Origin of the sequence: Stutzerimonas urumqiensis (assembly GCF_003640395.1) — a bacterium.
Taxonomy (GTDB): Bacteria; Pseudomonadota; Gammaproteobacteria; order Pseudomonadales; family Pseudomonadaceae; genus Stutzerimonas; species Stutzerimonas urumqiensis.
Genome location: NZ_RBZQ01000008.1, coordinates 108,768 through 135,664, shown reverse-complemented (window position 1 = coordinate 135,664; position 26,897 = coordinate 108,768). Strand labels below are relative to the sequence as shown.

General features: G+C 68.3%; 24 protein-coding genes. 18 read left to right on the top strand and 6 right to left on the bottom strand.

The features are described from left to right. The 7 genes from D7325_RS15780 (at position 1) to D7325_RS15750 (ending at position 7,375) form a co-directional block, all read left to right on the top strand. Entirely contained in the window at positions 1–936 is a 936-nt protein-coding gene (locus D7325_RS15780; protein WP_120997307.1) for a LysR substrate-binding domain-containing protein, read from the top strand. 64 nt (positions 937–1,000) lie between these two features. Then, entirely contained in the window at positions 1,001–3,892 is a 2,892-nt protein-coding gene (locus D7325_RS15775) for a hybrid sensor histidine kinase/response regulator (RefSeq protein ID WP_120997305.1), read from the top strand. A gap of 229 nt (positions 3,893–4,121) precedes the next feature. After that, positions 4,122–4,613 (top strand): 5-(carboxyamino)imidazole ribonucleotide mutase, encoded by a 492-nt coding sequence (gene purE / locus D7325_RS15770; protein ID WP_120997303.1) that lies wholly within the window; start codon positions 4,122–4,124, stop codon positions 4,611–4,613. A 28-nt stretch (positions 4,614–4,641) separates the two neighbouring features. After that, positions 4,642–5,727 (top strand): 5-(carboxyamino)imidazole ribonucleotide synthase, encoded by a 1,086-nt coding sequence (locus D7325_RS15765; protein ID WP_120997301.1) that lies wholly within the window; start codon positions 4,642–4,644, stop codon positions 5,725–5,727. A 119-nt stretch (positions 5,728–5,846) separates the two neighbouring features. Further along, positions 5,847–6,098, top strand: a complete 252-nt coding sequence (locus tag D7325_RS15760; protein WP_120997299.1) for a GlsB/YeaQ/YmgE family stress response membrane protein — start codon at positions 5,847–5,849, stop codon at positions 6,096–6,098. A gap of 51 nt (positions 6,099–6,149) precedes the next feature. Further along, on the top strand, positions 6,150–6,689 hold the full coding sequence (locus D7325_RS15755; protein WP_120997297.1) for a DUF3299 domain-containing protein: 540 nt from the start codon (positions 6,150–6,152) through the stop codon (positions 6,687–6,689). Next, a complete protein-coding gene (locus D7325_RS15750; protein ID WP_120997295.1) occupies positions 6,686–7,375 on the top strand; it encodes a uracil-DNA glycosylase family protein in 690 nt (229 codons plus the stop codon). Before D7325_RS15755 ends, D7325_RS15750 begins: the two co-directional genes overlap by 4 nt. Before the next feature lie 81 nt (positions 7,376–7,456). Here D7325_RS15750 and pgm read toward each other — a convergent pair whose 3' ends face one another. The 4 genes from pgm to trpB all read right to left on the bottom strand — a co-directional run bounded on the left by pgm (position 7,457) and on the right by trpB (position 12,565). After that, positions 7,457–9,121 (bottom strand): phosphoglucomutase (alpha-D-glucose-1,6-bisphosphate-dependent), encoded by a 1,665-nt coding sequence (gene pgm, locus D7325_RS15745; protein WP_120997293.1) that lies wholly within the window; start codon positions 9,119–9,121, stop codon positions 7,457–7,459. Between the two features lie 227 nt (positions 9,122–9,348). Further along, on the bottom strand, positions 9,349–10,191 hold the full coding sequence (yghU, locus tag D7325_RS15740) for a glutathione-dependent disulfide-bond oxidoreductase (protein ID WP_120997485.1): 843 nt from the start codon (positions 10,189–10,191) through the stop codon (positions 9,349–9,351). 356 nt (positions 10,192–10,547) lie between these two features. After that, positions 10,548–11,357, bottom strand: coding sequence for a tryptophan synthase subunit alpha (trpA, locus tag D7325_RS15735; RefSeq protein ID WP_120997291.1), 810 nt, complete (start codon positions 11,355–11,357; stop codon positions 10,548–10,550). Further along, positions 11,354–12,565, bottom strand: coding sequence for a tryptophan synthase subunit beta (gene trpB, locus D7325_RS15730; protein ID WP_120997289.1), 1,212 nt, complete (start codon positions 12,563–12,565; stop codon positions 11,354–11,356). Before trpB ends, trpA begins: the two co-directional genes overlap by 4 nt. A 136-nt stretch (positions 12,566–12,701) precedes the next feature. On the opposite strand from trpB, the gene D7325_RS15725 reads away from it, so the two are divergent. Both D7325_RS15725 and D7325_RS15720 read left to right on the top strand, forming a co-directional pair. Beyond that, positions 12,702–13,379: a DUF3592 domain-containing protein gene (locus D7325_RS15725; protein WP_120997286.1), complete on the top strand. Its 678-nt coding sequence runs from the start codon at positions 12,702–12,704 to the stop codon at positions 13,377–13,379. Beyond that, positions 13,376–14,269 carry a LysR family transcriptional regulator gene (locus tag D7325_RS15720; protein WP_120997284.1) on the top strand — a complete coding sequence of 298 codons (894 nt, stop codon included), beginning with the start codon at positions 13,376–13,378 and terminating at the stop codon, positions 14,267–14,269. The genes D7325_RS15725 and D7325_RS15720 overlap by 4 nt, the downstream gene beginning before the upstream one ends. Here D7325_RS15720 and galE read toward each other — a convergent pair. Then, the gene (galE, locus tag D7325_RS15715; protein ID WP_120997282.1) at positions 14,266–15,324 is read right to left on the bottom strand and encodes a UDP-glucose 4-epimerase GalE; all 1,059 of its coding nucleotides are present in this window, start codon (positions 15,322–15,324) and stop codon (positions 14,266–14,268) included. The two genes, D7325_RS15720 and galE, sit on opposite strands and share 4 nt — an antisense overlap. A 421-nt stretch (positions 15,325–15,745) precedes the next feature. Between galE and D7325_RS15710 the strand changes: the two genes are divergently transcribed. The 6 genes from D7325_RS15710 to D7325_RS15685 all read left to right on the top strand — a co-directional run bounded on the left by D7325_RS15710 (position 15,746) and on the right by D7325_RS15685 (position 21,760). Then, entirely contained in the window at positions 15,746–16,930 is a 1,185-nt protein-coding gene (locus tag D7325_RS15710; RefSeq protein WP_120997280.1) for a glycosyltransferase family 1 protein, read from the top strand. Next, complete coding sequence (gene glf / locus D7325_RS15705; protein ID WP_120997278.1) at positions 16,918–18,180, top strand: UDP-galactopyranose mutase; 1,263 nt, start codon at positions 16,918–16,920, stop codon at positions 18,178–18,180. Before D7325_RS15710 ends, glf begins: the two co-directional genes overlap by 13 nt. Before the next feature lie 113 nt (positions 18,181–18,293). Next, positions 18,294–19,442 carry a glycoside hydrolase family 1 protein gene (locus tag D7325_RS15700; RefSeq protein WP_120997277.1) on the top strand — a complete coding sequence of 383 codons (1,149 nt, stop codon included), beginning with the start codon at positions 18,294–18,296 and terminating at the stop codon, positions 19,440–19,442. Further along, positions 19,442–21,232, top strand: a complete 1,791-nt coding sequence (locus D7325_RS15695) for an ABC transporter ATP-binding protein (RefSeq protein ID WP_120997275.1) — start codon at positions 19,442–19,444, stop codon at positions 21,230–21,232. The genes D7325_RS15700 and D7325_RS15695 overlap by 1 nt, the downstream gene beginning before the upstream one ends. Beyond that, the gene (locus D7325_RS15690) at positions 21,229–21,462 is read left to right on the top strand and encodes a KTSC domain-containing protein (protein WP_120997273.1); all 234 of its coding nucleotides are present in this window, start codon (positions 21,229–21,231) and stop codon (positions 21,460–21,462) included. The genes D7325_RS15695 and D7325_RS15690 overlap by 4 nt, the downstream gene beginning before the upstream one ends. 82 nt (positions 21,463–21,544) lie before the next feature. Next, entirely contained in the window at positions 21,545–21,760 is a 216-nt protein-coding gene (locus D7325_RS15685; RefSeq protein ID WP_120997271.1) for a dodecin, read from the top strand. A gap of 45 nt (positions 21,761–21,805) precedes the next feature. Here the strand turns inward: D7325_RS15685 and D7325_RS15680 are convergent, their stop codons facing one another. Continuing rightward, the gene (locus tag D7325_RS15680; protein ID WP_120997269.1) at positions 21,806–22,429 is read right to left on the bottom strand and encodes a LysE family translocator; all 624 of its coding nucleotides are present in this window, start codon (positions 22,427–22,429) and stop codon (positions 21,806–21,808) included. Positions 22,430–22,609: 180 nt separating this feature from the next. Between D7325_RS15680 and D7325_RS15675 the strand changes: the two genes are divergently transcribed. The 3 genes from D7325_RS15675 (at position 22,610) to D7325_RS15665 (ending at position 26,828) form a co-directional block, all read left to right on the top strand. Continuing rightward, positions 22,610–23,050 carry a DUF2946 family protein gene (locus tag D7325_RS15675; RefSeq protein ID WP_245962097.1) on the top strand — a complete coding sequence of 147 codons (441 nt, stop codon included), beginning with the start codon at positions 22,610–22,612 and terminating at the stop codon, positions 23,048–23,050. A gap of 96 nt (positions 23,051–23,146) precedes the next feature. Continuing rightward, positions 23,147–25,195: a TonB-dependent receptor gene (locus tag D7325_RS15670; RefSeq protein WP_245962101.1), complete on the top strand. Its 2,049-nt coding sequence runs from the start codon at positions 23,147–23,149 to the stop codon at positions 25,193–25,195. A gap of 106 nt (positions 25,196–25,301) precedes the next feature. Then, on the top strand, positions 25,302–26,828 hold the full coding sequence (locus D7325_RS15665; protein ID WP_120997265.1) for a PepSY domain-containing protein: 1,527 nt from the start codon (positions 25,302–25,304) through the stop codon (positions 26,826–26,828). Positions 26,829–26,897 lie beyond the last annotated feature (69 nt).

Sequence of the window (26,897 nt, the reverse complement as noted above, 5' to 3'; positions counted from 1 at the left end):
ATGAACCTGGAAACCAAATGGCTGGACGACTTCATCGCCCTGGCCGCCACCCGCAGCTTTTCCCAGGCGGCGGCGCGGCGCTTCGTCACCCAGCCGGCGTTCAGCCGCCGCATTCGCGCGCTCGAAGACAGCCTCGGCCTGACGCTGGTCAACCGCACCCGTACGCCGGTCGAGCTGACCGAATCGGGGCAGCTGTTCCTGGTCACGGCGCGCAGCCTGGTCGAGCAGCTCGGCGAGGTGGTGCGCCATCTGCATCACCTCGAAGGCCAGCAGGGCGAGGTGTTGCAGATCGCCGCGGCGCATTCGCTGGCGCTGGGCTTCTTCCCGGCATGGATCTCGCGGCTGCGCAACGAAGGGCTCAACATCGCCGCGCGACTGGTGGCGACCAATGTCGGCGAGGCCGTCCATGCCCTGCGGGACGGCTCCTGCGACCTGATCCTGGCCTATTACGACCCGGACGCCGCGCTGCAGCTGGACCCGGAGCTGTTTCCGTCCCTGCACCTGGCCGGCACGCAGATGCTGCCGGTGTGCGCGGCGGATGCCGATGGCGCGCCGCGCTACGACATCGACAGCGGCGAGACCGTGCCGCTGCTGGCCTACACCGCCGGTGCCTTCCTCGGTCGCTCGGTCAACCTGCTGCTGCGCCAGCGCGCGCTGCGCTCGACCACCGTCTACGAGACGGCGATGGCCGACAGCCTCAAGACGATGGCGCTCCAGGGCCTGGGCATCGCCTGGGTGCCGCGGCTGTCGGTCGAGCCGGAACTGCAACGCGGCGAGCTGGCGATCTGCGGCGGCGAGCAGTGGCAGGTGCCGCTCGACATCCGCCTGTACCGCTGCACCCTGACCCGCAAGGCCACAGTGCGGCTGCTCTGGCGTCGGCTGGAGAAAGGGGCCGGTCAAGGCGACGGATGGCCGCCTCGATCGGCCGAACTGTGAATCGGCTATCGAGCCGCTTCGGCACCGCTGCTATCATCGCGCGCTCCCACGTAGAGGTGTGCTTGTGCCTGCAGGTCTCGTCGGTGTACGCCAGTGGATCTGGCGAGCCTTCGTAAGAAGTGCGCTGATCCCGCTGATCCTGGTCGAGACCGGGCTCATCGCCGTGTACCTGCTGAGTAACAACGCCATTCGCGACGCGCAGATCGAACACCTGCGCGAGTCGGCGCTCTCCAGCCTACGCTCGGCCGTCGAGCTGGAAAGCCGGGTGGTCGATGGCCAGCTGACGTACGTCACGCAGCTGACCGCCCTCTTCGGCAACATGACCCGCCAGGCCCTGCTCGCGCCGGAAGCGCCCGACCCGCCCGCGCTCGCGCTCAGCCTCGACGGCGTGCGCTTCTCGCCGGCCGACGATGGCGGCGCCGCCTCCTTCTACGCCAGCAGCACGCCCGTTGCGGAACAGGACCTCGACAAGGTTGCGCGCCTGTCGACGCTCGATCCGCTGATGGAGCAGATCAAGAAGCAGAACCCACTGGTCGCCAGCCTCTACTTCAACAGCTGGGACAGCTACAACCACATCTACCCCTGGTTCCTGACGCCCAGCCAGTACCCGCACGACATGGTCATCCCCGGGTACAACTTCTATTACCTCGCCGACGGCAAGCACAACCCGGACCGCGAGGTGGTGTGGACGGACGTCTACCTCGACCCGGCCGGCCACGGCTGGATGATGTCGGCGATCACCCCCGTCTACCGCGGCGATTTCCTCGAAGGCGTGTCAGGCATCGATATCACCGTCGGCGGCATCCTCACCCAGATCGATCAGCTGCGGGTGCCGTGGAACGGCTACGCCGTACTGGTCAGCGACGACCTGAACATCATGGCCCTGCCCGCCGAGGGCGAAGAAGACTTCGGCCTCAACGAACTGACGGCTCATTCCTACAACGAAGCCATCCGCCGGGAAATCTTCAAGCCCGAGGATTTCAACCTGGCCAAGCGCGAACCGACCCGCGCGCTGGCCCAGGCGATCGCCAACCAGCCGGAGGGCGTGCGGTCGCTGGCGCTCGACGGCCGCACCTACCTGGTTGCCTGGAGCACCATCGCGCAGACCGGCTGGCACCTGCTGGCGGTCGTCGATGAGGCCGACATCTTCCACGACACCCACCTGCTGGCATCGCGCTACCGCACCATCGGCTACCTGCTGATCGCCGGTCTGGCGGTGTTCTACCTGCTGTACTTCTGCTTCCTCTGGTTGCGGGCGCGGGGCCTGAGCCAGCGGCTGCTGGAGCCGATCGCCGGCATTTCGAACATGATCGCGCAGATCGGCCAGGGCAACTGGCGACCGGCACGACCGGTGGCGCAGATCCGCGAGCTCGACCAGATGGCTGCCCATGCCGGCGCGGTCGGCCTGCAGCTCGAGCAGAGCGAGGCGCGGCGCCGCACCGTCCAGCGCAACCTCGAACTCGTGCTCGAATGCGCCACCGAAAGCCTGTGGGAACTGAACCTGGTCTCGTCCCGCGTGACGCTGAGCGGGCGGATCGGCAGCCGCTTCGGCCTGCCGTCGGCCTCGCTCAGCCAGGAATTCTTCATGCAGCGCATCCATCCGCAGGATCTGCCGCGCGTGCGCCAGGCGATGCAGCGCGTCGAGCAGGGGCTGGACGACCGCTACGAGGCCGAGTACCGCTTCGCCGACCAGCAGGGCCGCTACGTCTGGCTGCTCAGCCGCGGCCGCGTGGTCGAGCGCGACGCCGATGGCCAGCCGACGCTGCTGGCCGGCACCCACATCGACATCGACGCGCTCAAGCTCGTCGAGGCCGAACTGCGCCAGGCGAGCGAAACCGCGCAGGCCGCGAGCCAGGCCAAGAGCCGCTTCATCTCCAGCATGAGCCACGAGCTGCGCACCCCGCTCAACGCCATCCAGGGCTTCGCCCAGCTGATGCAACTCGAAGGCAGGCGCGACGACACGAGCACCGATTACGCCCGTGAAATCCTCGCCGCCAGCCGCCACCTCAGCCAGCTGGTGACGGACATCCTCGACTGGTCGAGCATCCAGGCCGAACGGCCGCGGCTCGACCTGCAACCGGTGTCGCTGGCCGAACTGATGGGCGAGTGCGCCGGGCTGGTCCGCCTGGAAATCGAGCGCCAGGGGCTGGTGTTCGACCTCGACCTGCCGCCCGCCAAGCTGCGCGTGCGTGCCGACGCGCGCCGGCTGCGCCAGGTGCTGCTGAATCTGCTGTCGAACGCCATCAAGTACAACCGGCCGCATGGCCGCGTGAAGCTCGCCTACGCGCGCATCGGCGAGCGCATCCGATTGCAAGTCGAGGACACCGGGTTCGGCATCAGCCCGGCCCTGCAGGACAAACTGTTCGAGCCGTTCCAGCGGCTCGGCCAGGAGAACACCAGCATCCAGGGCACCGGCATCGGCCTGTCGCTGTGTCGCGAATACGCGAACCTGATGGATGCCGAGATCGGCCTGACCAGCACCCTCGGCGCCGGCAGCTGCTTCTGGATCGAGATGCGCCTGTTGCCGGCCGCCGCGCCGTCGCTGCCGGGCCAGCCCGGTGGCGAAGCTCGCGCGTTGCCGCACATCCGCTACGTCGAAGACAACCCGACCAGCCAGTTCCTGATCCGCAAGGCGCTGGCCGATCTTGCGACCGTAAGCCTGAGCGGCGATGGCCGCGAGGCGCTGACCAGCATCCTCGCCGAGCCGCCGGACCTGGTGCTGCTCGACCTCAACCTGCCCGGCATGAACGGCGACGAGCTGCTGCGCTGCCTGCGCGCCGACCCGCGCACCCGCGATGTGCCGGTGATCATGCTCAGCGCCGCCACCGGCGCCGAGCTCGAAGCCCTGCACGCGCTCGGCTGCGACGCGGCGATCGGCAAGCCGGTCGATCTCAAGGCGCTGCGCAGCCAGGTGCAGGCGCTGCTCGAGCGCAAGGGACTGCGCCCCGAGGGCTGATGCGCGGCGGCCGTGCATGGCGCCGGATGCCAGGTCGGACGCGGCACGGCGCGTGCGCGGAGCCGAGCGTGACGGGCGGTCGGTGGCGCTGCTTGAGGCGCGGACCTTTCGGGTATACTGCGCCGCCTCGAACCGCGCCGGATGGCGGTTCCAGCCGTTTTCGCCGAGCCAGGCCGCTGCGTGGCTCCCTGTTCCCAAGCGCCTGCGGGCGCCGCAAAGAGGCACGACGATGAGCGCACTGGTAGGCGTGATCATGGGCTCCAAGTCCGACTGGTCCACCTTGAGCCACACCGCCGAGATGCTGGAAAAGCTGGGCATTCCCCACGAGGTGACGGTCGTTTCCGCGCACCGGACGCCCGACCTGCTCTTTCGCTACGCCGAGCAGGCCGAAACACGCGGACTGCGGGTCATCATCGCCGGCGCCGGCGGCGCGGCCCACCTGCCAGGCATGTGCGCGGCCAAGACCCACCTGCCGGTCCTCGGCGTGCCGGTGCAATCCTCGATGCTGTCGGGCGTCGACTCGCTGCTCTCCATCGTGCAGATGCCCGCCGGCGTGCCGGTCGCGACGCTGGCCATCGGCAAGGCCGGTGCGATCAACGCGGCCCTGCTGGCGGCGAGCATGCTGGGTCACGAATTCCCCGAGTATCACCAGGCGCTCAAGCGCTTCCGCGACGAGCAGACGCAAACCGTGCTCGACAACCCGGACCCGCGCCAGGCCTGACCCGGCGCCTACTGGAGACAGGCCAGACATGAAAATCGGTGTGATCGGTGGCGGCCAGCTGGGCCGCATGCTGGCCCTGGCGGGCACTCCGCTGGGCATGAGCTTCGCCTTCCTCGACCCCGCGCCGGACGCCTGTGCCGGCGCGCTTGGCGAGCACATCCGCGCCGACTATGGCGATCAGGACCACCTGCGCCAGCTGGCCGACGAGGTCGACCTCGTGACCTTCGAGTTCGAAAGCGTACCGGCCGAGACCGTGGCCTTTCTCTCCCAGTTCGTACCGGTCTACCCGAGCGCGCAGGCCCTGCGCATCGCGCGGGATCGCTGGTTCGAGAAGTCCCTGTTCAAGGACCTCGGCATCCCGACCCCGGCGTTCGCCGACATCCAGTCGCAAGCCGACCTCGACGCGGCCGCCGGCACCATCGGCCTGCCCGCCGTGCTCAAGACCCGGACCCTGGGCTACGACGGCAAGGGCCAGAAGGTCCTGCGCACGGCCGCCGACGTCGCCGGCGCTTTCGCCGAACTGGGCAGCGTGCCCTGCATCCTTGAAGGATTCGTGCCCTTCACCGGCGAGGTATCGCTGATCGCCGTGCGCGCCCGCGATGGCGAGACCCGTTTCTACCCGCTGGTTCACAACAGCCATGACAGCGGCATCCTTCGGCTGTCGATCGCCAGCAGCGATCATCCGTTGCAGGCGCTGGCCGAAGACTACGTCGGCCGCGTCCTCGAGCACCTGGATTACGTCGGCGTCATGGCCTTCGAGTTCTTCGAAGTCGACGGCGGGCTGAAGGCCAACGAGATCGCGCCGCGCGTGCACAACTCCGGCCACTGGACGATCGAAGGCGCCGAGTGCAGCCAGTTCGAGAACCACCTGCGGGCCGTCGCCGGGCTGCCGCTGGGCTCGACCGCCAAGCTCGGCGAGAGCGCCATGCTGAACTTCATCGGCACGGTGCCGCCGGTGGATCGGGTGGTGGCCATCGAGGATTGCCATCTGCATCACTACGGCAAGGCGTTCAAGGCCGGCCGCAAGGTGGGCCACGCTACGCTGCGCTGCGCCGACCGCGCCACGCTCGAGGAGCGAATCGCAGCGGTCGAAGCCCTCATCGCGCACGACTGACCCGTCCTGCCAGGGTGCGCCGGCCGTCTGGCCCGGCGCACTCACGGCGAACCGTCAGAGCCCGGCCCGGTCCACTTCGTTAAGCGCACTGTTGCGCATCGACGCTGAGGAGACCGCCTATGGGCATCATCGGAACCATCATCATCGGCCTGATCGTGGGCCTCATCGCACGCTTCCTGAAGCCGGGCAACGACAGCATGGGCTGGATCATGACCATCCTGCTCGGGATCGGCGGCGCACTGCTCGCCACCTACGGCGGCCAGGCGCTGGGCATCTATGCCGCTGGCGAGGCGGCCGGGTTCATCGGCGCCGTGATCGGCGCGATCATCCTGCTGGTGATCTACGGTATGGTGACCAAACGCAAGCACTGAGTCGCCGAGGGGCCGCAGCCCGCGGCCCTTTCCCCTTCGCACAAGAATTCCATGTCCCGACTGCCTTTCATTTCGCTGCTCTGTCTGCTGTTCACCACCCCGCTCCTGGCCGCCCCGGCCGAACTCGACTGGCTGGCGCTCATGCCGCCCGAGGATCGCCAGGCCCTCGAAGACATGCCCGAGATCGGCCATGACAGCCCCGAAGGTCGCGGTTTCAGCGACGCCGGCGGCCTCAAGCAGGAGGCCGGACTGCCGGCAGTCATGTATTCGGCCAAGACCGTCCCGGCGCTCGACGGCAAGACCGTGCGCCTCGGCGGCTATCCGGTACCGCTGGAAACGGACGCCGCCGGCCGCAGCACCGAGTTCTTCCTCGTGCCCTATCCCGGCGCCTGCATCCACGTGCCGCCACCGCCGCCGAACCAGATCGTGCTGGTGCGCTATCCCGAGGGGCTGATGCTCGATGACATCTACGCGCCGCTGTGGGTCGACGGCACGTTGCAGATCGAGCCAGTGGACAACGCCCTCGCGCAGGCGGCCTATGCGCTGGATGCCGACACGGTCGAGCGGGTCGAGGAAGACGATCTTTTATGAACGCCGGCCCGCTCGACGAGACGCAGCGGGCGGCATTTCGCGACCTCGCGGCAGCGACCGACGGGATCGACCGCGCCGCCTATGCCGCCGCCGATCGCGACCCCTTGGAACCCTTGATCGGCGAAGGGAATCCGCGCTCACCGCTCTGTTTCCTCGGGCGCGATCCCGGGCGGGAGGAGGTCAAGTGGGGCGAACCCTTCGTCGGCGCCGGCGGACGCCTGCTGCGTGGCGTGCTGTTCCGGCACCTGCATGGCCACGACGCCGCCGATCAGGCCGCATTGCGTGGCCTGACGCCGCATTATTTCTGGCTCAACACCGTGCCGTACAAGCCCATCGGCAACAAGGCGTGGTCGATGTCGGTGAAGGCCCGCTTCCAGCCGCTGATACGCGAGCTGATGCTCGAGCGCTGGCAGGGTCGCGACGTCATCACGCTAGGGCGCGAGGCCTTTCTCTGGTTCGGTATCGACCAGCCGCGCCCGCAACGGCAGGCGCTGGAGGCGTTCTGGCGACGCGACGACCGCTTCGAAGCCAGCCTGGACGTCTCGCTGCGCTCGTCCACCGGCGCGCGAGCGCTGAGGCTGCATCCGCTGCCCCACCCATCGCCCCTCAACCAGCGCTGGTTCCGGCAATTCGCCACGCTGCTGGAGGCGCGCCTGTCGACGCTGGCCATCGAGCCGGCGCGTTAACCAGCCGATGCCCCGCGCAGCGGGTTGGGCGCACCACCACCTGCGGCCCGGCTTCACGCTGTCGGCGCGACGGTGGTGTGCTTACCCGGCCAGCACCGAGTCCACCAGCGCCTTGGCTTCCTCCTGGATGCGCTTCAGATGGGCCTCGCCCTCGAAGCTCTCCGCATAGATCTTGTAGACGTCCTCGGTGCCCGACGGCCGCGCGGCGAACCAGCCGTTGTCGGTCACGACCTTGAGCCCGCCGATGGCGGCGCCGTTGCCGGGCGCTTCGGTGAGGATCTGGGTGATCGACTGGCCGGCCAGCGCCTTGGCAGTGACCTGCGAGGCGGAGAGCTTGCCGAGCTTGGCCTTTTGCTCGCGGTCGGCGGCAGCGTCGATGCGCTGGTACACCGGCGCGCCGAAGCGTTCGGTCAGCGCCTGGTAGCGCTCGCCCGGGTCCTTGCCGGTGACGGCGGTGATTTCCGCCGCCAGCAGGCCGAGGATGATGCCGTCCTTGTCGGTCGACCAGGCACCGCCCGCCTTGCGCAGAAAGGAGGCGCCGGCCGATTCCTCGCCGCCGAAGCCCAGGCTGCCGTCCATCAGGCCGTCGACGAACCACTTGAAGCCCACCGGCACTTCCACCACGCGGCGGTCGATACCGGCGGCGACGCGGTCGATCATCGACGAGGACACCAGCGTCTTGCCGATCGCGGCCTGCGCGCTCCACTCGGGGCGGTGGGTGAACAGGTATTCGATGGCCACGGCGAGGTAATGGTTGGGGTTCAGCAAGCCGACCGAACGGGCGACGATGCCGTGGCGGTCATGATCGGTGTCGCAGGCGAAGGCGACATCGAAGCGGTCCTTGGCCTCGATCAGCCCGGCCATCGCGTGCGGCGAGCTGCAATCCATGCGGATCTTGCCGTCCCAGTCGACGCGCATGAAGCGGAAGGTCGGGTCGATGGTGGTCGACAGCACCTCCAGCGGCAGCTGGTAGCGCTCGGCGATGCGCGTCCAGTAGTGCACCCCGGCGCCGCCCAGCGGATGCACGCCGAAGGTGCGGCCCGAATGGCGGATCGCCTCGAGGTCGATCACCTGATCGAGCCCGCCGACATACGCCTCGATGAAGTCGAACCGCTGCGTCGTCGCGGCCTTGAGCGCCCGGCTGTAGTCCATGCGCCTGACGCCGTCCAGCCCGGCGGCCAGCAACGCATTGGCGCGCTCCTGGATCCACCTGGTCACGCCGGTATCGGCCGGGCCGCCATTGGTGGGGTTGTACTTGAAGCCGCCGTCGGCCGGCGGGTTGTGCGAGGGCGTGATGACGATGCCATCGGCCAGCCCGCCGCTGCGGCCCTGGTTGTAGTCGAGGATGGCGTTGGAGATGGCCGGGGTCGGGGTGTAGCCGGGCTCGCCATTCGTCTCGGGGCAGCCGGCGTCGATCCGGGTTTCGATGCCATTGGCCGCCAGCACTTCCAGCGCCGAAACGAATGCCGGCTCGGACAGCGCGTGCGTATCCATGCCCATGAACAGCGGCCCGTCGATGCCTTCCTTCCGACGGTAGTCGCAGATCGCCTGGGTGGTGGCCAGGATGTGCCACTCATTGAAGCTGTTCTTCAGCGAGGAACCGCGATGACCCGAGGTGCCGAAGGCGACCTGCTGCGCCGGGTCGGCCACATCGGGCCGTTCGCTGTAATAGCGCGACACCAGGCGGGGCAGATTGACCAGGCTGTGCTCATCGGGCAGGCGTCCTGCGTTGGGGGCTGTGCTCATCGGGAGGTCCCTTCGGTTAAGGCGCCCGCAGGCAAAGCGGGCAGACGAAAGACGATGAGACAGCGGCGGATGCGATTCGTCCACGGTCGGTTCGACGTTGGTGCGCCGAACAGCCACTGACGCGGCCCGATGACCGCTATCTGCGCCCGCCCCCGGCGCGAGCATCCGCCCTCGAGGCACGCCTCACGCGAGGGCATGCCTTCGGCCGACGTCTGCCGATCCGGCGCTCAGTCCAGATCCGCTGCGCTATGCCGCTCCGGCGCCTGTTCGGATTCCTCGCCCCAGGTGCGGTTGACCTTGCGTCCGCAGATGACGGCCGGGCGTTGGGCGATGTCGGCGGCCCAGCGCTGTACGTGGCTGTATTCATGCACCGAGAGGAACTCCCCCGCGCCATACAGCTCGCCGCGCACCAGCGCGCCGTACCAGGGCCAGATGGCCATGTCGGCGATGCTGTAGTCGTCACCGGCGATATAGCGACGGTCGGCCAATTGCCGATCGAGGACGTCGAGCTGGCGCTTGACCTCCATGGCGTAGCGGTTGATGGGGTATTCGTACTTCTCGGGTGCGTAGGCGTAGAAGTGGCCGAAGCCGCCGCCGAGAAAGGGCGCCGAGCCCATCTGCCAGAACAGCCAATTCAGCGTCTCGGTGCGAGCGCGGGTTTCCGTCGGCAGGAAGGCACCGAACTTTTCGGCGAGGTAGACCAGGATGGAGCCGGACTCGAACACCCGTAGCGGCTCGCCCTCGACGCTGTGGTCGGCCAGTGCGGGAATCTTCGAGTTCGGGTTGATCTCGACAAAGCCGCTGCCGAACTGGTCGCCGTCGCCGATCTTGATCAGCCAGGCGTCATATTCGGCGCCGCTGTGGCCGAGGGCGAGCAGCTCTTCGAGCATGATGCTGACCTTCACCCCGTTGGGCGTGGCCAACGAGTACAGCTGCAACGGGTGCTTGCCCACCGGCAGCGCCTTTTGCTCACGCGCGCCGGCAGTCGGAGCATTGATGCTGGCGAAGGTGCCGCCGGAGGGGGCGTCGTGGGTCCAGACCTTTGGCGGTACGTAGGTGGTATCGGGCATGTCGGTCTCCTCGCGTGGGAACAGGGGCGTGCGCAGCAGGCTACGCGCTCGGCGGATGCGGTCGAAATCAAGGTCATCGATATTGGTCATCGACGGCCGGCGATTCGTTCGCGGCTCATGGCGTGAGGGCGGCTACAGCCCACTTGCTCCGGGCTTGCAGGACACACACATCCCTTGGCGGGTTGTTCGCTGCGCTCCTGAACCCGCCCTACAGCGCCACGACGAACAGATTGCGACAGCGGGCTCGCAGGGTGCATCCGCGCAGCAATGCTGCACCACCTGAAATCGGGCCAGCCTCTCGACGCAAGACTGGCCCTCCCCGGTAAGGGGCAAGAAGGTATCTACGGTTGCCGGAGTCAGCCGCGCGCGCTACGCAAGCCTTCGCTCAGCTCGCGACACAATCCCAACACCCCCTCGACGGCCTGCTCGGACGATTCGGCACTGGCGATCTTGTCGATCAGCGCCGAGCCGACCACCACGCCATCGGCGCGTTTGGCGATGGCGGCGGCCTGTTCGGGCGTGCGGATGCCGAAGCCGATGGCGACCGGCAGGTCGGTGTGGCGCCTCAGCCGCGCCACGGCTTCCTCGACATGCTCGAGCGTCGCCGAGCCGGCACCGGTCACGCCGGCTACCGAGACGTAGTAGACGAAGCCGGAGCTGCCGTTGAGTACGGTGGGCAGGCGCTTGTCGTCGGTGGTCGGGGTGGTCAGGCGGATGAAGTCGATGCCCGCGGCCTGGGCCGGGTCGCAGAGGTCTTCGTTATGCTCCGGCGGCAAGTCGACGACGATCAGGCCGTCGACGCCGGCGTCGACCGCCTCGGCCAGGAAGCGCTCGACGCCCATCTTGTGGATGGGGTTGAAGTAGCCCATCAGCACGATTGGCGTGGTCCCGTTGTCCTGACGGAATTCGCGAACCATCCGCAGCGTCTTCGCCAGGTCCTGCTTGGCGGCCAGCGCGCGGATGTTGGCGAGCTGGATCGCCGGGCCGTCCGCCATCGGATCGGTGAAGGGCATGCCCAGTTCGATCACATCGGCACCCGCGGCCGGCAGGCCCTTGAGGATGGCGAGCGAGGTGGCGTAGTCCGGGTCGCCAGCGGTGATGAAGGTCACCAGCGCGGCGCGGTTCTGTTGTTTCAGCTCGTCGAAGCGCGTCTGCAAGCGACTCATATATGTTCTTCCTGTTCGTCGAAGTGGTGCATGACGGTCTGCATGTCCTTGTCGCCGCGGCCGGAGAGGTTGACCACCATCAGGTGATCCTTCGGCAGGCCAGGGGCGCGTTTGAAGACTTCGGCCAGCGCGTGGGAGGACTCCAGCGCCGGAATGATGCCTTCCAGCCGGCAGCACTGGTGGAAGGCGGCGAGCGCTTCCTTGTCGGTGATCGAGGTGTACTCGACGCGGCCGATGTCGTGCAGCCAGGCGTGTTCCGGGCCGATGCCGGGGTAATCGAGGCCGGCCGAAATGGAGTGGGCGTCGATGATCTGGCCGTCTTCGTTCTGCAAGAGGAAGGTGCGGTTGCCGTGCAGCACGCCGGGTACGCCGCCGTTGAGGCTCGCCGCGTGCTGGCCGGTCTCGATGCCGTGGCCGGCCGCCTCGACGCCGATGATCTTCACGCTCTGCTCATCGAGGAAGGGGTGGAACAGGCCCATGGCGTTGGAGCCGCCGCCGATGCAGGCGACCAGCGAGTCGGGCAGGCGGCCTTCCTGGGCGTGCAATTGATCGCGGGTTTCCTTGCCGATCACGGCCTGGAAGTCGCGGACCATCGCCGGGTAGGGATGCGGGCCGGCGACGGTGCCGATCAGGTAGAAGGTGTTGTGGACATTGGTCACCCAGTCGCGCAGGGCTTCGTTCATCGCGTCCTTCAAGGTGCCGGTGCCGGCGGTGACCGGGATCACCTCGGCGCCCAAGAGCTTCATGCGAAAGACGTTGGCCTGCTGGCGGTCGATGTCGGTGGTGCCCATGTAGATCACGCACTGCATGCCGAAGCGCGCCGCCACGGTGGCGGTGGCCACGCCGTGCATGCCGGCGCCGGTCTCGGCGATGATGCGCTGCTTACCCATGCGCTTGGCCAGCAGGATCTGGCCGATGCAGTTGTTGATCTTGTGCGCGCCGGTGTGATTGAGCTCTTCGCGCTTCAAGTAGATCTTCGCGCCGCCGCAGTGCTCGGTCAGGCGCTCGGCGAAATAGAGCGGGGACGGCCGGCCGACGTAGTCGCGCTGGAAATAGGCGAGTTCCTTGGCGAACTCGGGGTCCTGCTTGGCCTTCTCGTATTCGGCCGCCAGCTCGTGGATCAGCGGCATCAGGGTTTCGGCGACGTACTGGCCGCCGAAGTGGCCGAACAGGCCCTTGGCATCGGGGCCGTTGCGCAATGAAGTCATGGATTCACCCGAAGGTCAGTGGTCAGGCGGCCAGTGTAGGTCCGATGGCTGTGCCGCAAAAACCGATAATTCGGCTTCTATCTGTGAGCAAACCTGACATATAAAGGCCGCCCGAACAGACAAAGGAATTGTCGTCGTGAGTGATCGCTGGCTCTGGAGCCTGCCTGCCATCGGCCTGCTGCTGCTGATGCTGGCCGTGGGCAACCAGTTGCATCGCATTGGTGAGCTGGACCGCATGCGGCCGGTCGCGGGCGTCGTCACCGATCTGGAGCGTGACGGCTGCCCGATCATCCGTTTCCGCACGTCCCGCGGGGAGCAGCGACGCGTTCCGGCGACGGTATGCAGCCTGGGCAGCTACATGGTGGGCCAGCAGGTGGCGCTGTATTACGACCCGGCCGACACCAACGCCGTGCGGGTCGACAGCTTCGTCGACAACTGGTTCGCGAGCCTGGCGCTCAGCGGTATCGGCCTGCCGCTGCTGGTCGTCGGCGGGCTGCTGCTGGGCAACGGCACCGAGACCTCGCCACGCGGCAAGCGCCTGCTGCGGCATGGCCGGCCGGTGTCGGCGCGGCTGATCGCGGTGCGGCGCAACCCGTCGTCTACGCTGAACAACGTGCAGGCCTGGCAGCTGGTGTTGCAATGGCACGACGTGCAGACCGGCTATGTCCGCCTGTTCCACAGCGAGGACCTGTGGCTGGACCCGAACCCGTTTCTCAAGGGCGACGAGATGACCGTACTGATCGACCCCGCCGACCCTCGCCAATACTGGGTGGACACCCGTCACCTGCCCTCGCTGACCGGCGTGCACGGATGACCGGCGACCTCCCTCCGCTCAACGCCCTGCGCGCCTTCGAGGCCGCCGCGCGGCTCGGCAGCCTGAGCCAGGCGGCGGGCGAGCTGCATGTGACCCACGGTGCGGTGAGCCGGCAGATCAAGGTGCTGGAAGAGGCGCTGGGCGTAGCGCTGTTCGACAAGGATGGCCGCGGCCTGAAGCTCACCGATGCCGGCCTGCGCCTGCGCGAAGCGGCAAGCGAGGCGTTCGGCCGACTGCGCGAGGCCTGCACCGAGCTGCAACGCCAGACGGCCGAAGCGCCCTTCGTGCTCGGCTGTCCCGGCAGCCTGCTGGCGCGCTGGTTCATCCCGCGCCTGGATCGCCTTAACCGGGCGCTGCCGGAACTGCGCCTGCAACTGTCGGCCAGCGAAGGCGACCTCGATCCGCGTCGCCCGGGGCTGGATGCCACGCTCTGGTTCGTCGAGCCGCCCTGGCCGGCGGACATGCAGGTCTTCGAGCTGGCGCCCGAGCGCATCGGCCCGGTGCTGAGCCCGCACCATCCGCAACGCGAAGCCGCGCTGGGCGGCACGCCGCGAACACTGCTCGAGGTGCCCTTGCTGCACACGGCCTCGCGCCCGCAGGCCTGGCCGAACTGGGCGCGGAGCAACGGGCTCGATCCCGCCGCGCTGCGCTACGGCCAGGGCTTCGAACACCTGTATTACCTGCTCGAAGCCGCACTGGCGGGGCTTGGCGTGGCGATCGCGCCACAGTTGCTGGTCGCCGATGACGTCGCCGCCGGACGGCTGCTGGCACCCTGGGGTTTCACCGAAACGCCGGCGCGCCTGGCGCTCTGGGTGCCGGCGCGCTCGGCAGACAGACGGGCCGAGCGCTTGGCCGCGTGGCTGCGCGCCGAGCTGGCAGCGACGGCTTAGCTGGCCAGCGCGGCCGGGGCGGTCTTCTTGTCGCCCGTCTTTTCGCCGGCATAACCACGCGGATTCTGCCGCTGCCAGCGCCAGGCATCGGCGAGCATGGTGGTGAGGTCGCGTTCGGCGCGCCAGCCGAGCTCCTGCCAGGCCTTGCGCGGGTCCGACCAACACTGGGCGATATCGCCCGGCCGGCGCGGCTTGATGACGTAGGGCAGCGGCCGTCCGGTGACCTCCTCAAAGGCGCGCACCATCTGCATCACCGAATAACCGGCGCCGGTGCCGAGGTTCCACACCGAGACCCCATTGCTCTGCTCCAGCCGGTCGAGCGCCTTGAGGTGGCCTTTGACCAGGTCGACTACGTGGATGTAGTCGCGCACCCCAGTGCCGTCGGGGGTCGGGTAGTCGTCGCCGAAGATGTTCAGCTCGCTGCGGCGGCCGACCGCGACCTGCAGCATGAACGGCAACAGGTTGTTCGGCGTGCCGTCCGGGTCTTCGCCGATCTGCCCGGATTCGTGCGCCCCGATCGGATTGAAGTAGCGCAGCAGGCCGATCGACCAGCGCGGGTCGGAGTTGGCCAGCCCGCGCAGCACGTTCTCGGCCATCAGCTTGGACTGGCCGTACGGGTTGGTCGGCACGCCCGTCGGGCACTGTTCGCTGATGGGCATCACGCTGGTCTCGCCATAGACGGTCGCCGACGAGCTGAACACCAGGCGGAACACGCCGGCCTCGGCCATCGCCTGGCACAGGGCGATGCTGCCGCTGACGTTGGTCTCGTAGTAGCGCAGCGGTTCACGCACGCTTTCGCCGACGGCCTTGAGCCCGGCGAAGTGCATCACCGCATCGATCGGGTAGGCCGCGAACAGGGCGTTGAGCAGCGGACGGTTGCGCACGTCGCCCTTGATGAAATTCACCGGACGACCGGCCAGGCGCTCGACCCGGCTGATGGCCACCCGCGAGCTGTTGCAGAGGTTGTCCAGCACCAGCACCTCATGGCCGGCCTGTAGCAGCTCGAGCACCGCGTGGGAGCCGATATAGCCGGCGCCCCCCGTGACTAGAATCATGTCTCTACCTCCGGTGTACCGCTAGTTACCCGCAGACACGCCGGCCTGCCGCCCGAGGGGCAGCAAAGCGAGGCAAGTCTCCAGAGTTGGGATCGGCGAAGCGCAACGAGTGATTATTCGCGGGCAAGGACTGCCCTCGGTTACGCCTCGGCTAAACGATGTCCTGTCGTACAGACGGACAAGAAAGTGCCAAGTTCCTTGCCAGCCGTCAGCAATCCGACGGACTGTCAGGTTGACGTCATGCCGGGAACCGAACGCTTTTTCCGTCGTCCATAGCCGGCGGGAAGCCCAAGGCCCTTGTGTTGTCAAGGGCAAATTCCCGCCCGAATGACACACCCTGCGCAAGGCGGCGCCAGGTTGGACGTGCGGTGCGGTGGATCGGATGCCAGGCGGCACTGCGTCTCGTGAATCGAGGTGCTTGATGAGTTGGGCCGGTCCCTTCCAGTACGACATCGGTAAGTCGCGCAATCCGCAGCAACCACCGGTCGAGGTCGTCTTCGACGAGCAGGTTCCGACGCTGCTCTGCCTGTCCCACCTGCGCTGGAGCTTCGTCTACCAGCGGCCGCAGCACCTGATGTCGCGCTTTGCGCGGGATTTCAACGTGCTGTTCTTCGAAGAGCCCATCCCCACCGAGGACGCCGAGCCCTGGCTCGAGGTGCGCCCCGACGAGAGCGGCGTGCAGGTGCTGGTGCCGAGGTTGCCGCAGGGCTGCGACGGCGAGGCGGCGGACCGCGTGCTGCGCGGCCTGCTCGACGGCTACCTGGACAAGCTCGGCGTGCGGGACCTGGTGCTCTGGTACTACACGCCGATGAGCCTGTCCTTTTCCGACCACCTCGAGCCGCGGCAGACGATCTACGACTGCATGGACGAGCTGTCGGCCTTCCGCGGTGCGCCGCCGCAGCTGATCGAGCGCGAAGTGGAGCTGATGCGTCGCGCCAACCTGGTGTTCACCGGCGGCTACAGCCTGTTCGAAGCCAAGCGCCAGCGGCACGAGAGCGCCCATCCCTTCCCCAGCAGCGTCGACGTCGAGCATTTCGCCGCGGCGCGGCGGCCCCAGCACGATCCCGATGACCAGGCGCAGATCCCGCACCCGCGCCTGGGCTTCTACGGCGTCATCGACGAGCGCCTGGACATCGAGCTGATCGCCCGCGTCGCCGAGGCGCGGCCGAGCTGGCAGATCGTGCTGGTCGGGCCGGTGGTCAAGATCGACCCGGCCGACCTGCCGCAGCGCGACAACATCCACTACCTCGGCGGCAAGACCTACGACGAGCTGCCGCAGTACCTGGCCGGCTGGGACGTGGCGATCATGCCGTTCGCGCTGAACGAGTCGACCCGCTTCATCAGCCCGACCAAGACCCCGGAATACCTGGCCGGTGGCTGCCCAGTCGTGTCCACCCCCATCACCGATGTGGTCCGCACCTACGGCGACACCGGGATCGTGCGCATCGCCGACACGGCCGAAGCGTTCGTCACCGCCTGCGAAGCCGCGCTGGCGGATGCCGAGGATCGCGATCGCCTCCTCGAGACCGCCGATCGCATCCTGGGCGACATGTCCTGGGACCACACCTGGAGCCTGATGAAGGAGAAGATGAAATGCGCGATGTAAACCTCCAGGACGGTCGTCCGGAACAGGCCGGCGGCGGTGCCGACACCACCCCGCTCCACGCGCCCGCCACCGCGCCGGTGCGTACCCGTGGATTCGATTACCTGATCGTCGGCGCCGGGTTCGCCGGCAGCGTGCTGGCCGAGCGGCTGGCCGCCGGGCTGAACAAGCGTGTGCTGGTAGTGGACCGCCGCCCGCACATCGGCGGTAACGCCTACGACCACTACGACGAGGCCGGCGTGCTGATCCACCGCTACGGCCCGCACATCTTCCACACCAACTCGCAGCGGATCGTCGATTACCTGTCGCGCTTCACCGAGTGGCGCCCGTACGAACACCGCGTGCTGGCGCAGGTCGACGGCCAGCAGGTGCCGATCCCGATCAACCGCACCACGCTCAACGCGCTCTATGGCCTGAACCTGACCACCGACGACGAGGCGGCCGAGTACCTCGCCAGCCGCGCCGAACCGGTGGCGGACATCCGCACCAGCGAAGACGTGGTCATCAACGGCATCGGCCGGGAGCTGTACCAGAAATTCTTCCGCGGCTACACCCGCAAGCAGTGGGGGCTGGACCCGTCCGAGCTCGACAAGTCGGTCACCGCGCGCATCCCGACGCGCACCAACACCGACGACCGCTACTTCACCGACACCTTCCAGCAGATGCCCAAGCATGGCTACACCAAGATGTTCGAGCGGATGCTGGCGCACCCGAACATCAAGGTGATGCTCAACACCGACTACCGCGAAATCCGCGACGAGGTGCAGTACGACCATCTCGTGTTCTGCGGGCCGATCGACGAGTACTTCGACTACCGCTTCGGCAAGCTGCCGTACCGCTCGCTCAGGTTCGAACACAAGCAGCTCGAGCAGGAACGCTTCCAGGCTGTCGGCACGGTCAACTACCCGGCCGAGGAGGTGCCCTATACGCGCATCAGCGAATACAAGCACCTCACCGGGCAAGAGCATCCGAAGACCAGCATCACCTACGAATACCCCTCGGCCGAAGGCGACCCCTACTACCCGATCCCGCGGCCGGAGAACGTCGAGCTGTACAAGCGTTACCAGCAGCTCGCGGACGAGACGCCGGGCGTCACCTTCATCGGCCGGCTCGGCACCTACAAGTACTACAACATGGACCAGGTGGTCGGGCAGGCGCTGGCCGCCTACAAACGCATCGAAGAAGCGGAACGCGGCCCGGCCCCCGGCGAAAGCGCCGAACATGCCGCCAGCCTCGCCGCCCAGGCGACATAACGGCGCGGCGGCGGAGGCGGCCGGTGGGGCGAACGAACGTAGGGTGCAGTCGCGAAGCAATGCACCGGCAGGCAACGCCGAGTAGACGCGGCAAGGCAGAACACGAGGTAGGCATGCATCAACCATCGCTTTTCCAGAGCTTTTTCCTTGGCGGCTTCGAGTGCTCGACCCACCGCCGCGGCGACGGCCGCCGACTGGATCTGCTCGCCGCCACCGGCCATGACCGCTGGGCCGCGCACGACTACGCGACGCTCCAGCAGCACGGCATGCGCAGCGCGCGCGACGGTCTGCGCTGGCACCTGATCGAACGCACGCCCGGCCGATACGACTGGTCGAGCTTCCTGCCGATGCTGCGCACCGCCCAGGAGCAGGGCACGCAGGTCATCTGGGACCTCTGCCACTACGGCTGGCCCGACGACATCGACGTCTGGCGGCCCGAGTTCGTCGAGCGCTTCGCCCGTTTCGCCGCCGCGGCAGCGCGCCTGGTGCGCGAGGAGACCGGCGCTACCGCCTACTACTCGCCGATCAACGAAATCTCCTACTGGGCCTGGGCCGGCGGCGATCAGGGGCACTTCAACCCGATGGGCCTGGGCCGCGGCGCCGAGCTGAAGGTGCAGCTGGTGCGCGCCAGCATCGCCGCGATCGAGGCGATCCGCGCGGTCGACCCGGCGGCGCGCTTCGTCCAGGTCGACCCGGCCATCCACGTCTGCGCGAGCAGCGACCGACCCGGCCCGCAGCGCGAGGCGGAGAACTACCGCCAGGTCCAGTTCGAAGCCTGGGACATGCTCTGCGGCAAGGCCTGGCCGGGCCTGGGCGGCAAGCCCGAGTACCTCGACATCGTCGGCGTGAACTACTACTCCGACAACCAGTGGTACCACGGCGGCTGCACCATCCCGGTCGGCCACGCCGACTACCGGCCCTTCCAGGGCATCCTCGCCGAGCTGCACCAGCGCTATGGGCGGCCGCTGCTGATCGCCGAAACCGGCGCCGAGGGCGACGCGCGCGGCCAGTGGTTGCGCTATGTCGCCGAGCAGGTCGGCCTGGCCATGCAGCGCAACGTACCGATCGAGGGCATCTGCCTGTATCCGATCCTCGACTACCCCGGCTGGGACGACGAGCGCCACTGCCCCACCGGTCTGCTCGGCTTTGCCGATGCCGAGGGCCGGCGCGAGGTGCACGCGGGGCTCGCGGATGAGCTGCGCCTGCAACAGACACGCTTCGGCCTGCTCGAGCCGCACGCTCATGCGGCCGCGGTGATCTGATGAACGCGCCGCCGAAGATCGTCGCGCCCGCCCTGCCGAGCGGCTCGATGGCCTTCCTGTGGCATTACGTGCGCCGGCGGCCGTGGCACTTCGGCGGGCTGATGGCGCTGATCGTCGGCGCCGCGCTGTGCGCCGTGGCCGTGCAATACGGCATGAAGCTGCTGGTCGATGCCATGGCCGGCGCTGGCGAAAACCGCGGCGCCGCCAATGTCTGGTGGCCGCTGTGGCTGTTCCTCGGCCTGATCGTGGTGGAGAACCTGTTCTGGCGGCTCGGCGGCTGGCTCGGCTGCCGTACCGTGGTCGCCAGTTGCGTGGACATCCGCGTCGACCTGTTCAGGCACCTCACCGGGCACCCGATGCGCTACTTCACCGAGCACTTCGCCGGCTCGCTGGGCAATCGCATCTCGGCGGTCGGCCAGGCGGCCGGCGCCATCTACGGCGGGCTGGCCTGGAAGATCGTGCCGCCGATCGTGGATTTCCTCGGCGCGGTGGTGGTGCTGCTCACAGTCGACTGGCGCATGGCGGTCGCGCTGATCGGCTTCGTGCTGGTGGTGGCGCTGCTGATTACCGGCTTCGGCATTCGCGGCCGCAGCAAGCACCAGCGCTTCGCGGCGCAGGCGGCGCGGGTCGGCGGCGAGCTGGTGGATGCGGTGTCGAACGTCTGGACGATCAAGGCCTTTGCCGCGCGCGACCGCGAGGCCGAGCGGCTGGCGCATGAGATCGGCTACGAGGCGCATGCCCAGCGTCGCAGCTGGATGTACCTCGAAAAGGCCCGCGTGCTGCACGACATCTGCCTCTCGCTGATGGCAGGCGGCATGCTCGTCTGGGCCATCCGCCTGTGGCTGGGTGGCAGCGTCAGCGCCGGCGACGTGGTGCTGGTCAGCGCCCTGACCTTCCGCATCCTGCATGGCTCGCGGGATCTGGCGCTGGCGCTGGTCGACGCCACCCAGCAGCTCGGCGCCATCGCCGACACGCTGCGCATCATCGTCCAGCCGCACGGGCTGGACGACCCGGACACGCGGCTGCTGCTGGCCGAGGGCGACATTCGCTTCGAGGGCGTGCGCTTCGCCTACCCGGGGCGCGGCCAGGTGTTCGAGCAGCTGGACCTGACCATCCCGGCCGGGCAGAAGGTCGGCATCGTCGGCTCGTCCGGCGCCGGCAAGTCGACCCTCATCAACCTGCTGCAACGGCTGGACGACGTACACGGCGGGCGCATCCTGATCGACGGGCAGGACATCCGCAGCGTCAGCCAGGACAGCCTGCGCGAGAAGATCGCGGTGGTGCCGCAGGAAACCGCGCTGTTCAACCGCAGCATCCTGGAAAACATCCGCTACGGCAGCCCGACGGCGAGCGACGAGGAGGTCTACGAGGCGGCGCGCCATGCCTTCTGCCACGCCTTCATCCAGGAGTTGCCGCAGGGCTACCAGACGATGGTCGGCGAGCGCGGCGTGATGCTGTCGGGCGGTCAGCGCCAGCGCCTGGGCATCGCCCGCGCCTTCCTCAAGAACGCGCCGATCCTCATCCTCGACGAGGCCACCTCGGCGCTGGATACCCAGTCGGAAGCCGAGATCCAGGCGGCGCTCAACCAGCTGGTGCAAGGCCGCACGGTGCTTGCCGTGGCGCATCGGCTGTCGACCCTGGCGAGCTTCGATCGCATCATCGTGCTGCGCCAGGGCGCGGTGGTCGAGGACGGCAGCCCGCAGGCTCTGCGCGAGCTGGGCGGCGAATTCGACCGGCTCTGGCGGTTGCAGTCCGAAGGCTTCCAGCGGGCGCCGGGCGCGGTGGCATGAAGCGCGTCGCGGTCGACTCCGAGGCCATGCGCGCGCTCGGCTACGACGCCGGGCAGCAGGCGCTGGAGGTGGAATTCCACAGCGATGCCGTCTACTGCTACCAGCCGGTGCCACCCGAGGCGGTGCTCGCCTTGCTCGAGGCCGAGTCGCTGGGCCAGCACTTCAACCAGGTGTTCAAGCAGGCCGGCTATCCCTATGAGGTGATCGTGCCGCCGAGTTCGACACACTGAACTTACGCGCCGTTTGTTCGGCCTGAAATAGGCAGGACGCACCCCACGAGCGGAGGCTCACGCAGACCAGAAGGAGACGCCCATGTCCGATCACCACACTTACAAGAAAATCGAAATCGTCGGCTCGTCACGCACCAGCGTCGACGACGCCATCCAGAACGCCATTGCCGAAGCCAGCCGCACGCTGCAGAACGTCGAATGGTTCGAGGTCGGCGAAATTCGCGGCCATGTCGAGAATGGCAAGGTCGGCCATTACCAGGTCACGCTCAAGATCGGCTTCCGTCTCAAGGACAGCTGATCGCCCCGGGCGCCCGGTCAGTCGTTCAACGGTTCGGGCCGCCCGCTATTGCCGCGAGAGCGCCAGCTTGGTCGCGAAAACGAGGAAGATCGACCCCGTCGCCCGGTCCAGCCACTGGATGACCATGCGATGCTTCAGGAAGCGCCCCAACTGCCGGGTGACGCCGATGAGCGTCGCCGCCCAGACCAGTCCGATGGCCACGTGCACGCCCACCAGGCCGAACGTCCACAGCGCCAACGGCTGCCCCTGCGGGATGAACTGCGGCAGGAATGACACGTAGAAGATGCCGATCTTGGGATTGAGCAGGTTGCCCAGCAGCCCCTTGATGAACCAGTTGGGTCGCCCTTTGCTGCCGGCCGTATCCTCGATCGCCAGCGAGGTGCGCGGCTTCAACAGCATCCCGAGACCCAGCCAGCACAGGTAGGCCGCGCCGCAGTATTTCAGGATGGTGAACGCCAGCTCCGAGACGGCGAGCAAGGCGCCCAACCCCAGCGCAACCGCCGCACCCCAGAGCAGGCAGCCGGTGCTGATTCCCAAGGCGGCTTTCATCGCCTGCGCCCGGCTCTCCACCGAAGCCGTTCGCAGGATGAGCGCGGTGTCCATGCCTGGCGTCAGGGTCAGCACGGTGACCGCGACGAGGTAGGCCAGGAGGCTTTCGGTGATCGACATTGCATGCTCCGGGTGTGTGTTCTGAAAGCGCAGCCGTGGTTAAGGCGCAGCCGTGGTTATAGCGGTACGCGGACGGCATCGCCACCGCCGTCGAACGCGCGGCTTTGCTTGAGCTGGCTCAATCCTTTTTCCGGCGCGCCTGACCTACACTGCGCAGGCCCTGATCGCCGTCTCGATGCCATGACCGCCAACCCGCGCCGTCGCCACCTCACCCTCTGGATCGCCTGTCTGGCCATGCTGCTGCACAGCCTGGCGATGCCGGTGTCGGCCACGCTGTCGCCGGAGGTCAAGCGGGTGCTCGGGTGGGGTGGCCACTGCGTGGTGGCCGAGCGCGCGGTCGCGCAATCGCATGCGCACCATGACGCCCAGGCGTTCGCAGTCGACGCCGGCGAGCACGCCGGACACACCGATGCCGGGTCCTCGTCCGGCCATCACGCCAACATGCAGCAATGCTGCTGCGGCGCGGGCTCCGCACTGTTGGCGGGGATTTCCGCCGATGCCCCCACCTTTCTCGAGCGCACCGCGACCAGCGGCCGCCTGCCGCCGGCGCCTGCCGTGCGCTCGCAGTCGCCGCGCGGCCTCTGGCCCAGCCTCAATCCTCGCGCCTCCCCGGCGGCCTGATCGGCGGCTTCGGCCGCTCGTATCGCCACTCCACTACCGAACGACCCCGCCCGGCGACGCGTGCCCGATACCGTCGCGGTGGGCGTCTGCGCAAGGATCAGAGACATGCCATCGCACCCCAACCGGCGGCTTGCTGCCGCCACCTGCCTGATCACCGGCCACCTGCTTGGCCTCGCCCACGCCGTGCAAGCCGCGCCGAGCGCCGATTCGGCGCTGAGCCTCGGTTCGAGCACCGTCACCGCCCGCCAGGACGGCGCCCTGCGCACGGCGAGCATCATGACCTCGGTCGACTTCATCGGCCCCGAGCTGCTGCGCCAGCAGCCGGCCCAATACAGCTGGGAGCTGTTCCGCCGCGTGCCGGGGGTGATGCTCACCGAGTTCGGCCAGGGCACCACGTCCGGCAAGCTGTCGTTCCGCGGCTTCAACGGCGAGGGCGAGATCAACGCGGTCAAGCTGCTGATCGACGGCATCCCCAGCAACAGCAACGACGGCAACATGCCGTACCTGGACATGCTGTTCCCGCTGCAGCTGGAAGGCATCGAAGTGGTGCGCGGCACCAACGACCCGCGCTACGGGCTCTACAACATCGCCGGCAACGTCGACATGCACACCCGCACCGGCGGCGACTACCGCACCGCCCGGCTGCGCTACGGCAGCTACGACACCCGCGAGGCGCAGCTTGCCAGCGGCATCGAGGACGACGCGCTGTCGCAGAACTATTTCATCGGCTACCAGACCAGCGACGGCTACCGCGACCACGCCAGCGCCGACCGCCTGAGCCTGTCGGGCAAATGGTTCTACACGCCGCAGACCGCCGACTGGCGGCTCGGGCTGACGCTGCGTCATTACCAGGCCGAGGCCGAGGAGCCGGGTTACCTGTCGCGCGAGGACGCCCGTCGCTCGCCCCGCCGCAGCTACCCGCTTTCGGCGACTGACCAGGGCGAGCGGCGCATGAACCAGCTCGCCGTGCATTTCGAGCAGGCGCTGGCGCCGGACCTCTCGCTGACCGCCAAGACCTGGCTCAACACCCTCGATGACGACCGCTGGGTGCGCTTCTCCGCCTCGCAGGCGCAGCAGCAGCGCACCACCGAGGAAGTCCACTACGGTGCGCGCGGCGCGCTGACCTACCGGCCCGAGGTCAGTTGGCTCGATGACCTGGCGCTCGAAGCCGGCCTGGACACCGAGCAGCAGCGCAACGAAAGCGAGCGCTACCTGACCGCGTCGCGCAGGCCGCTGCGCCAGACGCGCGACCAGCGCTTCGACCTGAACACCTACGGCGCCTACGTGCAGGCGGTCATCCAGCCGGTGCCGAGCGTGAAGGTCATCCCGGCGTACCGGGTCGACCGTATCGCCGGCGACTTCACCGATGAACTGGCCGGCGCCGACTACGACCTCAACGATTACGGCACCCTCGAGCAGCCGAAGATCAGCCTGGTCTACACGCCCGACCCGCGCCTGAGCCTGTACGGCAACTGGGGCCGGACCTTCCAGATCGGCACCGGCGCGGCGGCCTACAAGGTTCCGCCGCGCACCACTGACCTGGCGCCGTCGATCAATGACGGCTGGGAGGTCGGCCTCACGTTCAGACCCGCCGGGTGGATCGACGGGCGCATCGCCTATTGGGAGCAGGTGGCGTCCGACGAGGTGCGGCGCAAGCTGAACGACCCGAGCGGCGAGTCGGAAAACCTCGGCCAGACCCGGCGCTGGGGCTACGACGCGCAGCTCAACCTCTATCCGGGCGACCGGGTGAGCGTCTGGCTGGCGCATTCCTGGCAGTTCTCCGAGATCGAAAAACCCGACCCCAGCCTGCCGACCAGCGCCGGCAAATCCATCGACCATGTGCCCGAACGGCTCTACAGCGCCGGCGCGAGCTACCAGGCCACCGGCGCGCTGGAGTTGAGCGCCTGGCTCAATGGACAGACCGACTACTACCTCGAGCGGGAGAACCGCCAGCCGCAATACGGCGGCTACGTGCTGCTCAACCTGGGCGCGGCGTACCAGGTGAGCGAGACGGTGGCGGTCGACTTGCAGCTGAAGAACCTCACCGACCGCGACTACGAGTACGTCTGGTGGGACGGCGCCCAGAGCCTGCACGCGCCCGGCGATGGCCGCGCGCTGTACGCCGGCCTGACGCTGGATTTCTGAGCCAACCCGATCCGGGGCTCGCCCGGCGAGCCTCGCGGAGATGCGACATGCCTGTAGCGATCGATTCCCCGACCCCCGCCGGGCGCCGCCTGGCCGGAGGTCGGCCATGAAGCGACAGCTCTATCTGTGGCACCGCTGGCTGGGGATCGGCCTGTGCCTGTTCCTCGCCCTCTGGTGCCTGTCCGGGATGGTGATGCTCTACGTCGGCTATCCCAAGCTGCTGCCGAGCGAACACCTCGAGCGCCTGCCGCCCCTGGCGGCGGACTGCTGCGTGCCGCTCGACACCGCGCTGGCCGCGGTGGACGGCGCGAACCCGGTCGGCGTGCGCCTGACCAGCGTGGCCGGCGCCCCGCGTTATCTCATCGACCGTGGCGAAGGACCGTTGCTGGCGGTGGATGCGCAGAGCGGCCGGCGCATCGCAGGCATCAGCGCCTTCGAGGCGCTGGAAAGCGCGCGGGCCTTCGCCGGCAACACGGCGGTCGGCTACCGCGGCCTGGTGCAGGAGGATGCCTGGACCTTCAACCACGCGCTGGACCGCGACCGCCCGCTGCACCGCGTCCAGACCGAAGACGACCAGCGCCGGCTGCTCTACGTCTCCAGCCACACCGGCGCCGTAGTGCGCGACGCCACCGCGCACGAGCGGACCTGGAACTGGCTCGGCGCCTGGCTGCACTGGCTCTACCCGCTGCGCGGCGGGCCTCTCGATGGCATCTGGGGCACCCTGCTGATCTATTCCGGGCTGCTCGGCGCGGCGATGGCGGCGCTGGGCATGGCGGTCGGCCTGCTGCGCTGGCGCTTCCGCCGGCCCTATCGCAGCGGCTCGCGTTCGCCCTACGCGGCGGGCTACCAGCGCTGGCATCACCTCACGGGGTTGCTGTTCGGCGTACCGCTGGTGATCTGGGCGTTCAGCGGCGCGATGTCGATGGAGCCCTGGGGCCTGTTCAAGAGCCGCTCGGCGCTATCGCCGGCCGCGCTGCGCGGCGGCGAGCTGACGGCCGAGGCGTTCCCGGTCGAGACGACTGCGCTGCTGCGGCGCTTTCGCCAGGGCGGCCTCGAACCGCGCGAGCTGGAGTGGCGGCTGCTGGGCGGTGCCGGCTATGTGGTGGCGACGGACGCGACCGGCGCGAGCCGGATCCTGCCGATGGCGCGCGGAGCCCAGCCGCTCGAACGGCTGCCCGCGGCGTTGCTCGAGCGGGCCGCGCGGGCGATGAACCCGACGGCCGAGGCCCGCATCGAGTGGCTGGATCGCTACGACTTCTACTACTACTCGCGAGCCGAGCCGAGTCTCTACAGCCACCTGCCGCGCCGCCTGCCCGCGCTGCGCGTGCGCTTCGATGATCCAGCCGCGACCTGGGTACATCTCGACCCGCATACCGGCGCGCTCATCGAGCAGAGCGACAGCCGCCGCCGCGCGGTGCGCTGGGTGTTCAAGCTCCTGCACAGCTGGGACTGGCCGCCGCTGCTCGCCAAGCCGCTGCTGCGCGATGCCCTGCTGATGCTGTTCAGCCTCGGCGCGCTGGCGGTGAGCCTGACGGGCGTGGTGATCGGCTGGCGGCGGCTGGTTCGCGGGAAACGACGAGCGCGCCGTAACCCGTTGCCAGCCGCGGCCGAGGCCGAGGCCGAGATGAAATGAGATGAGCTGAGATGAGTGCAGAAACGACGAGGCCCGCCGTGCAGTCGCCTGCAGGGCGGGCCTCGTCGG

Bases quoted from the DNA above. Each gene is read 5' to 3' on its own strand.
- D7325_RS15780 (WP_120997307.1), top strand. From the start codon at position 1: ATGAACCTGGAAACCAAATGGCTGGACGACTTCATCGCCCTGGCCGCC.
- purE (WP_120997303.1), top strand. From the start codon at position 4,122: ATGAGCGCACTGGTAGGCGTGATCATGGGCTCCAAGTCCGACTGGTCC.
- D7325_RS15765 (WP_120997301.1), top strand. From the start codon at position 4,642: ATGAAAATCGGTGTGATCGGTGGCGGCCAGCTGGGCCGCATGCTGGCC.
- D7325_RS15760 (WP_120997299.1), top strand. From the start codon at position 5,847: ATGGGCATCATCGGAACCATCATCATCGGCCTGATCGTGGGCCTCATC.
- D7325_RS15755 (WP_120997297.1), top strand. From the start codon at position 6,150: ATGTCCCGACTGCCTTTCATTTCGCTGCTCTGTCTGCTGTTCACCACC.
- D7325_RS15750 (WP_120997295.1), top strand. From the start codon at position 6,686: ATGAACGCCGGCCCGCTCGACGAGACGCAGCGGGCGGCATTTCGCGAC.
- pgm (WP_120997293.1), bottom strand. From the start codon at position 9,121: ATGAGCACAGCCCCCAACGCAGGACGCCTGCCCGATGAGCACAGCCTG.
- yghU (WP_120997485.1), bottom strand. From the start codon at position 10,191: ATGCCCGATACCACCTACGTACCGCCAAAGGTCTGGACCCACGACGCC.
- trpA (WP_120997291.1), bottom strand. From the start codon at position 11,357: ATGAGTCGCTTGCAGACGCGCTTCGACGAGCTGAAACAACAGAACCGC.
- trpB (WP_120997289.1), bottom strand. From the start codon at position 12,565: ATGACTTCATTGCGCAACGGCCCCGATGCCAAGGGCCTGTTCGGCCAC.
- D7325_RS15720 (WP_120997284.1), top strand. From the start codon at position 13,376: ATGACCGGCGACCTCCCTCCGCTCAACGCCCTGCGCGCCTTCGAGGCC.
- galE (WP_120997282.1), bottom strand. From the start codon at position 15,324: ATGATTCTAGTCACGGGGGGCGCCGGCTATATCGGCTCCCACGCGGTG.
- D7325_RS15710 (WP_120997280.1), top strand. From the start codon at position 15,746: ATGAGTTGGGCCGGTCCCTTCCAGTACGACATCGGTAAGTCGCGCAAT.
- glf (WP_120997278.1), top strand. From the start codon at position 16,918: ATGCGCGATGTAAACCTCCAGGACGGTCGTCCGGAACAGGCCGGCGGC.
- D7325_RS15700 (WP_120997277.1), top strand. From the start codon at position 18,294: ATGCATCAACCATCGCTTTTCCAGAGCTTTTTCCTTGGCGGCTTCGAG.
- D7325_RS15695 (WP_120997275.1), top strand. From the start codon at position 19,442: ATGAACGCGCCGCCGAAGATCGTCGCGCCCGCCCTGCCGAGCGGCTCG.
- D7325_RS15690 (WP_120997273.1), top strand. From the start codon at position 21,229: ATGAAGCGCGTCGCGGTCGACTCCGAGGCCATGCGCGCGCTCGGCTAC.
- D7325_RS15685 (WP_120997271.1), top strand. From the start codon at position 21,545: ATGTCCGATCACCACACTTACAAGAAAATCGAAATCGTCGGCTCGTCA.
- D7325_RS15680 (WP_120997269.1), bottom strand. From the start codon at position 22,429: ATGTCGATCACCGAAAGCCTCCTGGCCTACCTCGTCGCGGTCACCGTG.
- D7325_RS15675 (WP_245962097.1), top strand. From the start codon at position 22,610: ATGACCGCCAACCCGCGCCGTCGCCACCTCACCCTCTGGATCGCCTGT.
- D7325_RS15665 (WP_120997265.1), top strand. From the start codon at position 25,302: ATGAAGCGACAGCTCTATCTGTGGCACCGCTGGCTGGGGATCGGCCTG.